Annotated in this window: 12 protein-coding genes; 4 read left to right on the forward strand and 8 right to left on the reverse strand. The window is 67.1% G+C overall.

From position 1 onward, the window contains the following. The first annotated feature begins 155 nt into the window (after positions 1–155). The 3 genes from garD to VD964_RS09845 all read left to right on the forward strand — a co-directional run bounded on the left by garD (position 156) and on the right by VD964_RS09845 (position 6,621). Positions 156–1,685 carry a galactarate dehydratase gene (gene garD / locus VD964_RS09835; protein WP_324868058.1) on the forward strand — a complete coding sequence of 510 codons (1,530 nt, stop codon included), beginning with the start codon at positions 156–158 and terminating at the stop codon, positions 1,683–1,685. Between the two features lie 182 nt (positions 1,686–1,867). Then, positions 1,868–5,464, forward strand: a complete 3,597-nt coding sequence (locus VD964_RS09840) for a response regulator (protein ID WP_324868060.1) — start codon at positions 1,868–1,870, stop codon at positions 5,462–5,464. 47 nt (positions 5,465–5,511) lie between these two features. After that, a complete protein-coding gene (locus VD964_RS09845; protein ID WP_324868062.1) occupies positions 5,512–6,621 on the forward strand; it encodes a two-component system response regulator in 1,110 nt (369 codons plus the stop codon). Between the two features lie 117 nt (positions 6,622–6,738). Here the strand turns inward: VD964_RS09845 and VD964_RS09850 are convergent, their stop codons facing one another. The 5 genes from VD964_RS09850 to VD964_RS09870 all read right to left on the reverse strand — a co-directional run bounded on the left by VD964_RS09850 (position 6,739) and on the right by VD964_RS09870 (position 11,703). Further along, positions 6,739–7,221, reverse strand: coding sequence for a DUF1579 domain-containing protein (locus VD964_RS09850; protein WP_324868064.1), 483 nt, complete (start codon positions 7,219–7,221; stop codon positions 6,739–6,741). Between the two features lie 208 nt (positions 7,222–7,429). Continuing rightward, positions 7,430–8,620, reverse strand: a complete 1,191-nt coding sequence (gene rhmD, locus VD964_RS09855) for an L-rhamnonate dehydratase (RefSeq protein WP_324868066.1) — start codon at positions 8,618–8,620, stop codon at positions 7,430–7,432. Positions 8,621–8,635: 15 nt separating this feature from the next. Further along, complete coding sequence (locus tag VD964_RS09860; protein ID WP_324868068.1) at positions 8,636–9,997, reverse strand: MFS transporter; 1,362 nt, start codon at positions 9,995–9,997, stop codon at positions 8,636–8,638. Between the two features lie 61 nt (positions 9,998–10,058). Then, the gene (locus tag VD964_RS09865) at positions 10,059–10,811 is read right to left on the reverse strand and encodes an SDR family NAD(P)-dependent oxidoreductase (protein WP_324868070.1); all 753 of its coding nucleotides are present in this window, start codon (positions 10,809–10,811) and stop codon (positions 10,059–10,061) included. Positions 10,812–10,848: 37 nt separating this feature from the next. Continuing rightward, the gene (locus VD964_RS09870; protein ID WP_324868072.1) at positions 10,849–11,703 is read right to left on the reverse strand and encodes a fumarylacetoacetate hydrolase family protein; all 855 of its coding nucleotides are present in this window, start codon (positions 11,701–11,703) and stop codon (positions 10,849–10,851) included. A 149-nt stretch (positions 11,704–11,852) separates the two neighbouring features. Between VD964_RS09870 and VD964_RS09875 the strand changes: the two genes are divergently transcribed. Further along, positions 11,853–12,791 (forward strand): LysR family transcriptional regulator, encoded by a 939-nt coding sequence (locus tag VD964_RS09875; RefSeq protein ID WP_324868156.1) that lies wholly within the window; start codon positions 11,853–11,855, stop codon positions 12,789–12,791. A 178-nt stretch (positions 12,792–12,969) separates the two neighbouring features. On the opposite strand, the gene VD964_RS09880 is transcribed toward VD964_RS09875, so the two are convergent. From VD964_RS09880 to VD964_RS09890, 3 genes are read right to left on the reverse strand one after another with little or no spacing between them, the layout of a single operon-like run. Further along, on the reverse strand, positions 12,970–13,491 hold the full coding sequence (locus VD964_RS09880; RefSeq protein WP_324868074.1) for a DUF4865 family protein: 522 nt from the start codon (positions 13,489–13,491) through the stop codon (positions 12,970–12,972). 41 nt (positions 13,492–13,532) lie between these two features. Next, positions 13,533–13,967 carry a cupin domain-containing protein gene (locus VD964_RS09885; RefSeq protein WP_324868076.1) on the reverse strand — a complete coding sequence of 145 codons (435 nt, stop codon included), beginning with the start codon at positions 13,965–13,967 and terminating at the stop codon, positions 13,533–13,535. After that, on the reverse strand, positions 13,964–14,365 hold the full coding sequence (locus VD964_RS09890; RefSeq protein ID WP_324868078.1) for a tautomerase family protein: 402 nt from the start codon (positions 14,363–14,365) through the stop codon (positions 13,964–13,966). Before VD964_RS09890 ends, VD964_RS09885 begins: the two co-directional genes overlap by 4 nt. Positions 14,366–14,462: the final 97 nt, after the last annotated feature.

Here is a 14,462-nt window from a genome sequence, read left to right on the forward strand (position 1 = left end):
GCCGGCATCCTGTCGGCCGACGAGGCTTTGGCCAAGCGCTATATCGAGCTGGGCTGCACCTTCGTTGCCGTCGGCTCCGACCTCGGCATCCTCGCCCGCACCTCCGAACAGCTCGCCGCCAAGTTCAAGACGAACGCCTGAGAGGACCCCGTCCGATGTCCGACACTCCGCTCTACATCAAGGTGCATGGCGACGATAATGTCGCCATCATCGTCAACAACCTGGGCCTGCCGGAAGGAACGACGTTCCCCTGCGGCCTGAGATTGCGCGAGTTCGTTCCCCAGGGCCACAAGGTGGCGCTCGCCGATCTGGCGGAGGGCGAGCCGATCCTCCGTTACGGCGAGGTGATCGGCCTTGCCGCGCGCGACATTGCCCGGGGAAGCTGGATCGAGGAGTCGCTGGTGAGGCTGCCGTCCGCTCCGGCGCTGGGCAGCCTGCCGCTCGCCACCAACGTGCCGCCGGCGCAACCGCCGCTGGAGGGCTACACATTCGAAGGCTTCCGCAACCCGGACGGTTCGGTCGGCACCAAGAACGTGCTGGGAATCAGCATGAGCGTGCAATGCGTGGCCGGGGTGATGGACTTCGCCATCGAGCGCATCAAGAAGGAGCTGCTGCCCCGCTACCCGAATGTCGACGATGTCGTCGCCATCGAGCACGCCTATGGCTGCGGCGTGGCGATCAACGCCCCCGAAGCGGTGGTTCCGATCCGCACCCTGCAGAACCTCGCCCGCAACCCCAACCTGGGCGGTCAGGTGATGGTGGTCGGGCTGGGCTGCGAGAAGCTGCAGCCGGAACGCCTGCTGCCGGCCGGCACGGCCGGCGACACCAGCATCATGACGCTGCAGGACGAACGCCATGTCGGCTTCGGCGCCATGGTCGCCTCGATCATGGAGATGGCGGAACAGCGCCTTCGGGAACTGAACGGGCGCCGGCGCGTGACCTGCCCGGCCGCCGACCTCGTGGTCGGCATGCAGTGCGGCGGCAGCGACGCCTTTTCCGGGGTCACCGCCAACCCGGCGGTCGGCTATGCCTCGGACCTGCTGGTGCGGGCCGGCGCGACCGTGATGTTCTCCGAAGTGACGGAAGTGCGTGACGCCATCCACCTGCTGACGCCGCGCGCGGTCGACGAGGAGGTCGGCCGGGCCCTGATCCGCGAAATGGACTGGTACGACCGTTACCTCTCCGCCGGCCAGACCGACCGCAGCGCCAACCCGTCGCCGGGCAACAAGAAGGGCGGGCTGGCGAATGTGGTGGAAAAGGCGCTGGGCTCCATCGCCAAGTCGGGCAGCAGCCCGATCGTCGGGGTGCTGTCGCCCGGCGAGCGGGCCGAACGCAAGGGGCTGATCTACGCCGCCACCCCCGCCAGCGACTTCGTCTGCGGCACGCTGCAGCTGGCGTCGGGCTGCAACATGGAGGTGTTCACCACCGGACGCGGCACGCCCTACGGCCTCGCCATGGTGCCGGTCATCAAGGTCTCGACCCGGACCGCACTTGCCGAGCGCTGGCACGACCTGATCGACGTGGATGCCGGACGCATCGCCACCGGTCAGGCCACCATCGAGGACATCGGCTGGGAAATCTTCCGCATGATCCTGGATGTCGCCAGCGGCAGGAAGAAGACCTGGGCCGACCATTGGGGCATCCGCAACGCGATGACGCTGTTCAACCCGGCGCCGGTCACCTGATCGGACCGGTTCCCTTGCACAATGTCCCGGCGTCGGTTGCCGGACGCAAAAATTTGTTTCAGATTGTTGCAATCAAAAGGGTTGGATTGACACTGCACGTATGGCCTATTCCAGGCGCATGCGGGACGTGGGGCGCTTCCATGCCATGACCGGGCATCGCATGGAAAGACACGATACGCAGCATGATCATGTGGCTCGATTCCCTGTTCCGTCCCGCCGCGCCCGGCCCCTTGGACGCCGTGTTGGTCGGGTCCTACACCCCCTGGTTGGTGGGACTGTCCTTCCTGGTCGCGGCTTTCGCCTCCCTGGCTGCCCTGATGATCGCCCAGCGGCTGTCCACCGCCGCGCCGCTGGCCCGGGCGGTGTGGCTGGCCGCCGGTTCGGCCAGCATGGGCGGCGGAATCTGGGCCATGCATTTCATCGGCATGCTGGCGTTCGCGCTGCCCTGCGGCGTCAACTACAGCACGGGCCTGACCCTGCTGTCGCTCCTGCCCGGAATGATGGCCAGCGCCGTCGCCCTGCGGGTGATCGGACGGACCGACGAGATCGGGCGGAAGCGGCTGGCGCTCAGCGCCGTCCTCATGGGCGCCGGCATCGGCGCCATGCACTACACCGGCATGGCCGCCATGGATATCGACGCGGTGCTGCGCTATGACGCGCGGCTGGTGGTGCTGTCGGTCGTGGTCGCGGTGGTGCTGGCCTTCGTCTCGCTGAGCATCCGCGGCCTGACCCGCCGGGCCAAGGCGGCCGGCGGCCGGCTTCTGGCGATGTCGGCGGCGGCGGCCGTGATGGGCGGCGCCATAACGGGCATGCACTACACCGCCATGCATGCCGCGGTCTTCTTCCCCGCCGAACAGCCGGAGGCGCTCGTCGCCACGCTGCCGCCGACGACGCTCGCGCTGCTGGTCGTCGTCTTCGCGGTGTCGCTCGCCACCGCCACCATGGCCGCCGCCGTCGCCGGGCGCCAGGTCGAGACCGCCCAGGCTCTGCGCGAGGAGATCGCCCGCCGCGCCGCGCTGGAGCGGGACGCCAAGGCCGGCGAGGCGCGGCTCCAGGCGATCTTCGATACGGTGGTCGACGGCATCATCACCATCAACGAGCGCGGCACCATCCTGCGGTGGAGCCCGGCCGCCGCCCGCATTTTCGGCTACGGCGCCGAGGAGACCGTCGGCAACAACGTCTCCCTCCTGATGCCCGAGCCGCATCATTCGGCGCATGACGGGTATCTGCGTCATTTCCTCGACACCGGCGAGGCCAAGATCATCGGGATCGGGCGCGAGACCGTCGGCCGCCGCAAGACCGGAGAGCTCTTCCCGCTGGAGCTGTCGATCAGCCAGGTCCGGCTGGGCGACGAGATGCTGTTCACCGGCATCGTCCGCGACGTCACCGAACGCAAACGCGTGCAACGGGAGCTGGAGGAGGCCGTGCGCGGCGCCGACGCCGCCAACCGTGCCAAGTCGGCCTTCATCGCCAATGTCAGCCACGAGGTGCGCACGCCGCTGAACGCCATCATCGGCATGGCGCATATTCTCATGCGGGCCGGCATGGAACGGTCCCAGCATGACCAGGCGGCCAAGATTCTGAACGCCGGCCGCTCGCTTCTGTCGATCATCAACGACATCCTCGACTTCTCGAAGGTCGAGGCCGGCCAGCTCACCATCGAGGCGATCGAGTTGGACCTGGAGCGGGTGCTCCAGGACGTCGCCGACATGGTGGTGGAGAAGGTGGCGGCGAAGGGGCTCGAGCTGGTCGTCGACATCGGTGCCGACGTGCCGCTGCGCCTTGTCGGCGACCCGCTGCGGCTCGGCCAGATCCTGCTGAACTACGTCAGCAACGCCGTCAAGTTCACCCAGTCGGGCGAGATCAAGGTGACGGTGCGGCGCGACGACCGCGCAGGCGAACCGGCGGAAGGGCGCGTGCGCCTGCATTTCGCCGTCAGCGATACCGGCATCGGTCTGTCGGAGGAAGCGCGGGGCCGCCTGTTCCAGCCCTTCCAGCAGGCCGACGCCTCGACCACCCGGCGCTTCGGCGGCACCGGGCTCGGCCTCGTCATCAGCAAGCGGCTGGCCGAGATGATGGGCGGCAGCGTCGGGGTGGAGAGCCGCCCCGGCGAGGGCAGCACCTTCTGGTTCACCGCCGCCCTGGGCGTCGCCGCCAGCGCCGCGGACCGGAAGGCCGCCACGCCGGTCGGGCTGCGCGGCCGCCGCGCCCTGGTGGTCGAGGACAACGACAGCACCCGCACCGTGATCTGCGACATGCTGCGCTTGATGACCTTCGAGGTGCAGGGGGCCGCGGGCGGCAACGAGGCCGTCGCGGCGACCGGCGCGGCGCTCGCCGCCGGCAAGCCCTTCGACATCGTCTTCGTCGACTGGCGGATGCCGGGCATGGACGGAATCGACGCGGTGCGCGCGATCCGCGCCCTGCATGCCAAGGACCCGGTTTCCGCCGCCGACCCGGCCTTCGTGCTGGTCACGGCCTATGGCGGGGCGGAGATCATGCACCGTGCCGCGCGTGCCGGCGTCGACGAAATCCTGGTCAAGCCGGTGAATCCCAGCATCCTGCTCGACGCCGCATCCCGCGCGCTCGGCATCGTCGGCGCCGAGTTGGTTCCGCCCGACGCGCCCGATGCCGCGATCGGCGCGCAGTTGGCCGGGCTGCGCATCCTGGTCGCGGAGGACAATCCGCTGAACCAGGATGTCGCCCGCGAGCTGCTGACCAGCGTCGGCGCCCTGCCCGACATCGCCGACAACGGCGCCATCGCTCTGGAACGGCTGGCGGCACAGCGCTACGACCTCGTCCTGATGGACATGCAGATGCCGGTGATGGACGGATTGACCGCCGTCCGCCTCCTCCGCGAGCGGCCCGAACTGACGACGCTGCCGGTGGTCGCGATGACGGCCAACGCCATGGCAGGCGACCGCCGGGCTTGCCTGGACGCCGGCATGAACGACCACCTCTCCAAGCCGATCGATCCGGATGAGTTGTACGCGATGGTCGCCCTCTGGGCCGGACGTACGACTGAGGCTTCGGATGGGTCGGCGGGATGCTCCCAGGACACTGCCGCGCCCGGCATCCGCCGTGCGGCGGCCAGCGTGCCGTCACCCTTCGACGCCGTCGGACCGGAGATCGACGCGGCGGCCGGCCTGCACCGGGTGCTGAACCGGCCGCAGCTCTATCGCTCCCTCCTCGACCGCTTCCGGGCCGAACAGGAAGGATCGGACGCGCTGATCGCCGATGCGCTTGCCGATGGCAACCTCGCCCTTGCGGAGATCATCGTTCACACCGCAAAGGGCCTGTCGGCGCAGATCGGGGCCGGCCCGCTCGCCGATGCGGCGTCGGCCTTGGAGGCTGCCGTGCGCGCTGGCGAGACCGGGGCCGCAACGGACGGGCTCGTCGCCGTCTACGCGCAGGCGCTGCGCCGGACGCTGGGCGCCATCGACCGCGCGATCCCGCAACGGGCGGCACCTCCCACCGGATCGCCGGCTGCCGCGCCGTCTTGCGCCGCCACTCTCGACGCACCGTCCGGCACGCCAGCGGCTTTCGCCCCCCTCCCGCCGCTGAGCGCGGCGCAGGAGGACCTGCTGCGCCGGCTCGACGCCCTGCTGGCCGACGACGATGCCGATGCCCACGACCTGGTCCAGCGGGAGGAGCAGGCTCTGCGCGCTGCGCTGGGATCCGAAGCCTACCGGACTTTGGCGACGGCCGTCGGGCGTTTCGATTTCGACCAGGCGCTGGCCGTCACGCGCGGCCGCCTGGCCGCCATCGCCGCCTCCACCTGATCCCTGCCATGTCCACAGCCGACCTGCCGACCGAAAGACAGTTTGCGATGACCGACGCCGAAGTCCGCCGCCCCCTCGTGCTCGTTGTGGACGATACACCGGACAATCTGATGTTGATGGCCGGCCTGCTGAAGGAGAGCTACCGCGTCAAGGTGGCGAGCGGCGGCGAGAAGGCGTTGCGGATCGCGCAAACCGCTCCGGCTCCCGACCTGATCCTGCTCGACATCATGATGCCGGACATGGACGGCTACGCCGTGTGCCGCCGGCTGAAGGCCGATGCCGCCACCCGGGACATCCCGGTGGTCTTCCTGACCGCTTTGTCGGAGCAGGCGGACGAGCAGGCCGGGCTGGAACTGGGTGCGGTGGATTACATCACCAAGCCGATCAGCGCTCCCATTCTTCTGGCCCGCGTGCGCAATCACATCCGCCTCAAGGAGGCGGCCGACTACATCCGCGACAAGAATCTGTTCCTCGAAGCCGAAGTGGAGCGCCGCACCGCCCATGTGCGGGCGATCCAGGACGTGACGATCATGGCTTTGGCCTCTCTGGCGGAGACGCGGGACAACGAGACCGGCAGCCATATCCTGCGGACCCAGCATTACGTCCGCGCCCTGGCCGAAGAACTGCGCCACCACCCGCGCTTCGCCGCCTTCCTGACCGACGGCGTCATCGACCTGCTCTACAAATCGGCGCCGCTGCACGACATCGGCAAGGTCGGCATCCCCGACGCCATCCTGCTGAAGCCGGGCAAGCTGACGCCGGAGGAGTGGGACATCATGAAGACCCACGCCACGCTCGGTAGCGATTCCCTGGCGCGGGCGGAGGACCGGCTGGAAGGCGACACTCCATCCTTCCTGCGTTTCGCCCGCGAGATCGCCGATGCGCATCACGAGAAGTGGGACGGCTCCGGCTACCCGCGCGGCTTGAAGGGGGAGGAAATTCCCGTGTCGGCCCGGCTGATGGCGCTGGCCGACGTCTACGATGCCCTGATCTCCAGGCGCGTCTACAAGGAACCGATGAGCCATGAGCAGGCCATGGCGATCATCCTGGACGGGCGGGGCCGCCACTTCGATCCGGATGTCGTCGACGCGTTCCGGCGGCTTGCCGGACGTTTCCAGGAAATCGCCGAGCGCTACGCCGACCAAACCATGTCGTGAGAACCCCACTGGACCGTACCGGGCTTGCCGGAGGCCGACAGCGCCTTGGCCAGGCGATCAACGGCCTCTACAAGACCGAAGCGATCCGGCGCGGTTCGGTATTCGGGAGATCCGTCCTCAATCGGCCCTTTTGAAATCCATGGTCCAGTTCGTTTCCCAGCTTTCTCCGCCGTCGGCCGACATCGCCTGTTCCCACCGCGGAGTGGCGGTGTGGGTGTCCAGCCAGAGGAAACGAGTTTTGACCGGCCGGCCCTTGAAGCATTCATCCGCGTAGAAGGTCCCGACATTTTCCTCGAACCGGCCCACCACGGGCGTCTCGATTGAATGCGGGTCGGCAGCGGAAAGCCACCAGATGGCCCAGAGCCCGCGCTGCGGATCATAGGACCTGATCGCAATCGCCCTGTAAGCGCCCTGCGGAAGGTTCAGGAAATTATCTTCGATGTTCCCGTTCCCTCCGAGCACCGGCCGCATGTCCGCCGTCCCGGTAAAGCTGTCCCACTCCTGGCAACCGGCCAGACGCTCCCGCAGACGGCGATGCGAGACGTGCCAGGACCCGATTTCGAAATCAAAGGCACGCGCCATCAAGTCACGGTCACTCATCTGCAATCCTCCCGGCCGGAAACGGATAGCATGTTCGCTTTATGTTCCCTCAAGTGTCAATGGCATACTTCAACTGGCGCATTTCCGAACTGCGATGTCGCGTGAGGAGCGGGTGTCAGCCGAGGCAATGTTGTGGTCTGCGACTGGCTGAGGGAGGAGTTCGTCGGCCCCCCTCCCCCACCGCCAGGGTAATAGGACGCGAAGGGAATCAATGAGTGTGCGGGCGGGAGAGCGCGCAGTCCGGGTTCAGGCGCACACCGAAGCCGGGCCGGTCCGGAACCTTCAGCCGGCCGTTGACTGGAACCGGCTCGTCGAGAAGCAGCGGGTTGAACATCGGCACGACGGTGTCGGCCTTCGGCGCCATCATCAGGAACTCGGCGAACGGGCTGTTGTGGCGTGTCACGACGAAGTGATAGCTGTAGACACTCGACCCGTGCGGCACGACCAGCGTGTTGTGCGCGTCGGCCAGCGCCGAGATCTTGATCAGTTCGGTGATGCCGCCGCACCAGCCGACATCGGGCTGGACGATGTCGCAACAGCCCATCTCCAGCAGCATGCGGAAGCCCCAGCGGGTGGATTCATGTTCGCCGGTCGTCACCATCATGCCCTTGGGCACGTTGCGGCGCAACTCGGCATAGCCCCAGTAATCGTCGGGCGGCAGCGCTTCCTCGATCCATTTCAGGCCCAGGCCGTGGGCCGCCTGCGCCAGCCGGGTGGCGTAGTTGACGTCCAGGCTCATCCAGCAATCATACATCAGCCAGAAATCGTCGCTGACGCGTTCGCGCATGTCGGCCAGAAGCGCGATGTTCTTGCGAAGCCCCTCCTCGCCTTCGGCCGGGCCATGGTGCAGCGGCAGCTTGCCGCCGATGAAGCCCATCTGCTTGGCCAGATCGGGGCGGGCGCCGGTGGCGTAGAACTGCAACTCCTCGCGCACCGGACCGCCCAGCAGGTGATGGACCGGCTCGCCGCGCAGCTTGCCCAGCAAATCCCACAAAGCCAGATCAACACCGGAAATGGCGTTCAGGACGATGCCCTTGCGGCCGTAGAACAGGGTGCCGTTGAACATCTGGTCCCACATCTTCTCGATGTCGGTCGCCCGCTGGCCCTCGACGAAACGGGCGAGATGCTTTTCGACGATCCAGGCGCCGATCTCACCGCCGGTGGTGACGGCGAAGCCGACGGTGCCGTCCGACGCCTCGACCTCCACCACCAGCGTGCCCAGCACGTTCAGGCCGAAGGTCTGGCGGCTCTGGCGGTATTCGGGATATTTGCTCATCGGCGTGGCGATGTGGTCGTCGATCCAATGCCCGCCGCTCTGGTCGTGGTAGTCGGCGCCGCCGCCGCGCACGGTGAAGGCGCGGACCTGACGGATGGTGGGCGTGTGGGTGGATGCGCTCATGGAACGGATTTCCGATCAGGATTGGTGTTGCGGGAGGACGGCACTGGACGGCCGCTTGCCGCCTGCCGACGCTTCGACCAGCCCCAGGCCCTTCAGGCCGAGGATCAGCAGCGCGCCCAGCAGGGTGGTGCCGGCCAGCAGGTAGAGTCCGGCTGCGGGCGAGGCGAAGGCGCTTTCCGCCCAGGTCTTCACGTTGGGAGCGACGAAGCCGCCGAGCGCGCCGAGCGAGTTGACCATGGCTATGCCGCCGGCAGCCGCGACGCCGCCGAGGAAGCCGGTGGGGAAGGTCCAGAACAGCGGCTGCACCGCGATGAAGCCGGCGGCGGCGACGCAGAGCGCCATCAGGGCGACCAGAGGAGAGGCGACACCGGCGGAAACCGCAATGCCTGCGCCGGCCGCGGCCAGCGTGAGGGCGGCGGTCACCCGGCGCTCTCCGGTGCGGTCGGAATGGCGCGGGATCAGATAGGCGGCGGCCAGCGCGCAGATCCAGGGAATGGCGGTGACCAGACCGACCTCGAAGCCGATATTCTTGCCCAGCAGGCCGGCCACCTGGGTCGGCAGGTAGAAGACCACGCCGTAGACGCTCATCTGGATCAGGAAATAGATGGCGCAGAGATAGAGCAGCCGCGGGTTGGACAGGGCCGCCAGGATCCCGCGCGGGCCGTGGGCGTTCTTGTGCGCCTCCTCCGCGGCGACGGCGCCGGTGATGACCGTCTTCTCCTCCGCCGACAGCCAGCGGGCATCGCCGGGGCGATTGTCGAGATACCAGTAGGCCCAAACGCCGACGGCCGAGGCCGCCAGCCCCTCCACCAGGAACATCCACTGCCAGCCGAGCAGGCCGCCGGCGCCGTGCAGGTCGAGCAGCAGGCCGGACGCCGGGCTGCCCAGGATGAAGGCGATGGGGGCGCCGAAATAGAACATGCCCATGACCCGTGCCCGCGCATTCGCCGGGAACCAGTAGGTCAGGTACAGGATGACGCCGGGGAAGAAACCGGCCTCCGCGACGCCCAGCAGGAAGCGCAGGACGTAGAAGGTCGTCTCGTCATGGGCGAACGCCATGGCCGCCGACAGGATGCCCCAGGTCACCATGATCCGGCACATCCAGGCCCGCGCGCCGACGCGGTGCATGATCAGGTTGCTCGGCACCTCGAACAGGGCATAGCCGATGAAGAAGATGCCGGCGCCGAGCGCGAAGGCGGCGTCGCCGATGCCGGTGTCCGCCTGGAAAGCCTTCTTGGCGAAGCCGATGTTGGCGCGGTCGAGGAAGGCCAGCACATACATCAGCAGCAGGAAGGGCAGCAGCCGGGCCTGAACCTTGGCGACGGTGCGGTCGAGCAGCGCCGGCGGCGCCGCTGCGGAAGAAGCGGTTTGGGCCATGAGCGTTTCCTCAGGTAGGCGGGCTGTTCTTGTTTGATTGGTTGCCCGGCGAAGAATGGAGTCAGTAGACTGCGCGTCCGCCGGAGATGTCGAAGACCCCGCCGGTGGTGAAGGAGCAGTCCTCCGTCGCCAGCCACGCGATCATCGCCGCCACCTCGCCGACCTCGACGAAGCGGTTCATCGGGATCTTCGACAGCATGTAGTCGATGTGTTCCTGCTTCATCTGGGCGAAGATGTCGGTCTTCGCGGCGGCCGGGGTCAGGCAGTTGACCAGCACGCCCTTGGTCGCCAGTTCCTTGCCCAGCGACTTGGTGAGCGCGATCAGCCCCGCCTTCGACGCGCTGTAGTGGGAGGCGGTCGGGTTGCCTTCCTTCCCGGCGATGGAGGCGACGTTGACGATGCGGCCATAGCCGCGCCCGATCATGTGCGGGACCACCGCACGGCAGGTCAGGAAGGGGCCGACCAGATTGACGTCGATCACCCGGCGCCAGACCTCCGGCGACAGTTCCCATGTGGGGGCGTTGCCGCCGGTGATGCCGGCATTGTTGACGAGGATGTCGATCTTGCCGAAGCGCTCCAGCGTCGTAGCGGTGCCGGCCGCCACGCTGTCGGCGTCGGTGAGTTCCACTACGGCGGTGGCGACGCTGCCGAGTTCGGCCAGACGGCCGGCGGCATCGTCCAGGGCTGCGGCATCGACGTCCCACAGCGAGACGGCGGCGCCGGAGCGCAGCATACGGTCCGCGGCGGCATAGCCGATGCCGCGCGCTCCGCCGGTGACGATGGCGACGCGCCCATCGAGGTCGAGGCGGTTCATGATGGCGTACTCCTGCTGTGTGGGCGGTGACGGACGGTCAGGCGGCGATGGTGCGTTGCTGCTGTTCGCCCAGCCCGGCGATGCCCAGCCGCATGGTCTGGCCGGCGCGCAGGTAGAGCGGCGGCTTCTGGCCCAGACCGACGCCGGGCGGGGTGCCCGTGGAGATGATGTCGCCCGGCTGCAGCGTCATGAACCGGCTGATGTAGGAGACCAGATGGGCGACGCCGAAAATCATCGTGCGGGTGGAGCCGTCCTGGAACCGCTGGCCATCCACCTCCAGCCACATGTCGAGCGCCTGCGGATCCTCCACCTCGTCGGCAGTGACCAGCCAGGGGCCGAGCGGGGCGAAGGTGTCGTGGCCCTTGCCCTTGTCCCACTGGCCGCCGCGTTCAAGCTGGAAGGCGCGTTCGGAGACGTCGTTGACGATGCAATAGCCGGCGACATGCTCCAGCGCGGTCTCTTCCGAAACATATTTGACGGTCTTGCCGATAACGACACCCAGTTCGACCTCCCAGTCGGTCTTCTCGGCGCCACGCGGGATCTCGACATCGTCGAAAGGGCCGCAGATGGAACTGGACGGCTTCATGAACAGCACCGGTTCCGTCGGTATGGCCATGCCGGACTCGGCGGCGTGGTCGGAGTAGTTCAGCCCGACGCAGATGATCTTGCCGACAGAACCGACGCAGGCGCCGATGCGCGAGGCCGCCGGTAGCTCCGGCAGGGTGGCGGTGTCGAGGCGGCGCAGGCGATCCAGGCTGTCGGGCAGCAGGGTGGCGCCGGCGATGTCCTGCGACTGGGCCGGCAGGTGGGCCGAGAGGTCGCGGAGTTTTCCATCGCGGTCCAGCAGCGCAGGCTTCTCCTGGCCGGGCCGGCCGACGCGCAGCAGCTTCATGACATGTCCTTTGGTTTGCAACACTGACTGTCAGCAGTGTAGAAACTCAGCCGATAGCGATCCAATCGAAACATGGACGGTTGCGATCGGATTTTTCTATCGCACCTATCTCGATCGGATTGGACATGACGCCCGCCCCGTTGCTGCCCGTGCTGATGAATCGCCTGCGTCTGAAGCAACTGGCGCTGATCGCGGCGCTGGGACAGCAACGGAACCTGCACCGCGCCGCCGAGGCGGTACATGTGACCCAGCCGACGGCGACCAAGATGCTGCACGATGTGGAGCTGGTCTTCGGCTTCCTGCTGTTCGAACGGTTGCCGCGCGGCATGCAGCCGACGGAACTGGGGGAGGAGGTGGTGCGCTTCGCGACGCGGCTGCTTGCCGACTTCGATCGCTTTGCCCAGGATTTGGAAGGCAAGCGCCGCGGCGGATTCGGTCAGCTTGTGGTCGGTGCCATCATGGGGGCCGCGCCGGACATCGTGGCACGGGCGGTTGCCGACCTGAAAGCGGCGCGGCCGCTGCTGGTCGTCCGGCTGCTGGGGGAAACCAGCGACGAAATCCTGGATCTGCTGGCGGCACGCAAACTCGATCTTGCGGTCGGCCGGTTCAGCGGGCCGCTGCAGCACAACGAGTTCGACTTCGAACCCTTGGCCAACGAAACGCTCTACGTGGTGGCGCGGACCGGCCACCCTTTGCAGGCGCGGTCCGATCTGGCCCTGAGCGATTTGGGTGGTACGCCCTGGGTGATGCAACCGCTGACCAGCCCGGCCCGCCAGCTTCTGGAGCAGGAGTTCGCCAACGCCCTGATGCCGACCCCTGCCGACATGGTGGAGGCAAGTTCGATCTTCGCGACTTTGCAACTGCTGCAGACAAGCGACGCGGTGGCCATGCTGCCGGAGTCTGTGGTGCGCGACCACCTGCGCGCGGGTCTTCTGTGCTGCCTGCCGATGACGATCGGCAAGAACCTGACCGGCTTCGGTATTCTGACGCGAAAGGGGGAGGCCTTGAGCGGCGCCGCACGGGATTTCGTGCAGGCGCTGCGTCTCTATGCCCGGGCGGTGCCGGCCAATCCCAAAAACACCGCTTGATTACCTATATTTTATTCCGCTTTTCCGGTGGCGCGGCGATGAACGATGCGCTGCTGTCCGGCAGCATCGATCTGGGGTCTGCCGGCGTCGGGCCGCTGCTGACCATCTGCGACCCGACCGGGGGCAACGCCAACGCCCCTTCGAACACCACGCCCCTTGCGCCGTTCGATGGGCGGCCTCATCGCCCATGCGGCAGCGAGACATGCCCGACGGTGTAGATCTGCATCGTCTCCGTCGCCACGGGCGGCAACTTTGGCCAGAGCGTGAAGCTGGCCGTCGCCCACCGCGTCGGATCGAACGCGGCGACGGCCGCCAATGCTCCGGCCTGGATCGCCGATCTTGTCTCCGCGATGGCGCTCTCCCGTTGCGAAGCCAGATCCGAATGGGCCGCGACCGGTCGGATATCACGGGTGGCATGGGTCGCGGCGCTCAGGTTCGCCGTCAGTTCCGCATGCCGGATCAGCCAGGTCTGCACCGATGGCCAACCGAAGTCGCGTGTCACCGCCGCGAAGCCCGGGCCGGAAAGAAAATCGTCGATCCCTTCCGGCTCATCCCACAGGTAGAAGGGCGCATAGAGGTTTTCAGCACTGGCGAACCCGGCATCCTGCTTTCTTGCGGCGAGATAGGCCTTGAAACGCAGCCGTGGAAAGCCGTCCAGCAGCGGACCTTTCTCCCGAATGCGGCGGTCGATGACCGCCATGTCGTAATCGGCCGGCAGGACGAAGCTGTATTGCATCGCGATCATCGGGAAAGGTTCTCCTGTTCGACGGCTTCCATCCAATGGACGGCGGTCCCGCCCTGGACGGGTTGGACGCTGACGTAACTGAAAGGGCTGGACGGTGCCGCGCCATGCCAGTGGCGTTCGCCGGGGGCAAACCAGACGGCGTCGCCGGCACGCACTTCGACCGGCTCGCCGCCATCGCGTTGAACGACGCCGACGCCATCGAGCACGAACAGAAGCTGCCCGGACGGATGGCTGTGCCAATGGGTCACGACGCCGGGTGGGATGAAGGCACGCATCGCCGTCATTTCGCCGTCGGTCCGGCTCGACAGCAGCATCTGAGCGAGGAAGGAACCGTTGGCGATCCCCTCGGGCGCAGCGGCAATGCCCTCGCCGGCGCGACGGATGGTCATGACCGGCGGGCAGGAGGATTGCATTTCGAAATACCCGGTCATCGGCAAGCCTCCTCCAGCAGCAGGGCGGCCGACAGGCCGGATGCGAAAGACCAATCCTCAGAGCCCGATTGGGCGATCACGACCATCACGTCCTCGGGCCGAACACCCGGCGACGCCGCAAGATTCTCGACCAGCCGCCGATAGAAGCGGGCCTTCGTTTCCGGTGATCGCTCTTTCCCGGTGGTGATGTGGAAGACGATGTAATCGTCCGAGCGGGGGCCGCCGCCATAGCTTCGATCGAAGATCAATTCATAGGGCTGATGCTGGTGGATGGCGGCGAAGCGGTCTCTTTCCGGAACGTCGAAACCATCGACCAACGCTCGGTCGAGACTGTAGGAAACAGCCGCGAGGTAGGCCGGGGATTTGCCGGCGAGCAGGGAAATTCGAGTGAAGGGCATCTGTGCCGCTCCTGCGAAAGCGTTTGACAGGGGCAGTATGGCGCGCCACGATCATCCCGATAATCAGATTATTCAGTATGGATGATCCTGTTTTTCG

Origin of the sequence: Azospirillum sp., from assembly GCF_035628975.1 — a bacterium.
GTDB lineage: Bacteria > Pseudomonadota > Alphaproteobacteria > Azospirillales > Azospirillaceae > Azospirillum.

What these genes read in the sequence shown, in the direction of transcription:
- VD964_RS09850 (WP_324868064.1), bottom strand. Translation starts at nt 7,221, where the DNA reads ATGAGTGACCGTGACTTGATGGCGCGTGCCTTTGATTTCGAAATCGGG.
- VD964_RS09870 (WP_324868072.1), bottom strand. Translation starts at nt 11,703, where the DNA reads ATGAAGCTGCTGCGCGTCGGCCGGCCCGGCCAGGAGAAGCCTGCGCTG.
- VD964_RS09860 (WP_324868068.1), bottom strand. Translation starts at nt 9,997, where the DNA reads ATGGCCCAAACCGCTTCTTCCGCAGCGGCGCCGCCGGCGCTGCTCGAC.
- VD964_RS09845 (WP_324868062.1), top strand. Translation starts at nt 5,512, where the DNA reads ATGACCGACGCCGAAGTCCGCCGCCCCCTCGTGCTCGTTGTGGACGAT.
- VD964_RS09865 (WP_324868070.1), bottom strand. Translation starts at nt 10,811, where the DNA reads ATGAACCGCCTCGACCTCGATGGGCGCGTCGCCATCGTCACCGGCGGA.
- VD964_RS09840 (WP_324868060.1), top strand. Translation starts at nt 1,868, where the DNA reads ATGATCATGTGGCTCGATTCCCTGTTCCGTCCCGCCGCGCCCGGCCCC.
- garD (WP_324868058.1), top strand. Translation starts at nt 156, where the DNA reads ATGTCCGACACTCCGCTCTACATCAAGGTGCATGGCGACGATAATGTC.
- rhmD (WP_324868066.1), bottom strand. Translation starts at nt 8,620, where the DNA reads ATGAGCGCATCCACCCACACGCCCACCATCCGTCAGGTCCGCGCCTTC.
- VD964_RS09885 (WP_324868076.1), bottom strand. Translation starts at nt 13,967, where the DNA reads ATGACCGGGTATTTCGAAATGCAATCCTCCTGCCCGCCGGTCATGACC.
- VD964_RS09890 (WP_324868078.1), bottom strand. Translation starts at nt 14,365, where the DNA reads ATGCCCTTCACTCGAATTTCCCTGCTCGCCGGCAAATCCCCGGCCTAC.
- VD964_RS09880 (WP_324868074.1), bottom strand. Translation starts at nt 13,491, where the DNA reads ATGGCGGTCATCGACCGCCGCATTCGGGAGAAAGGTCCGCTGCTGGAC.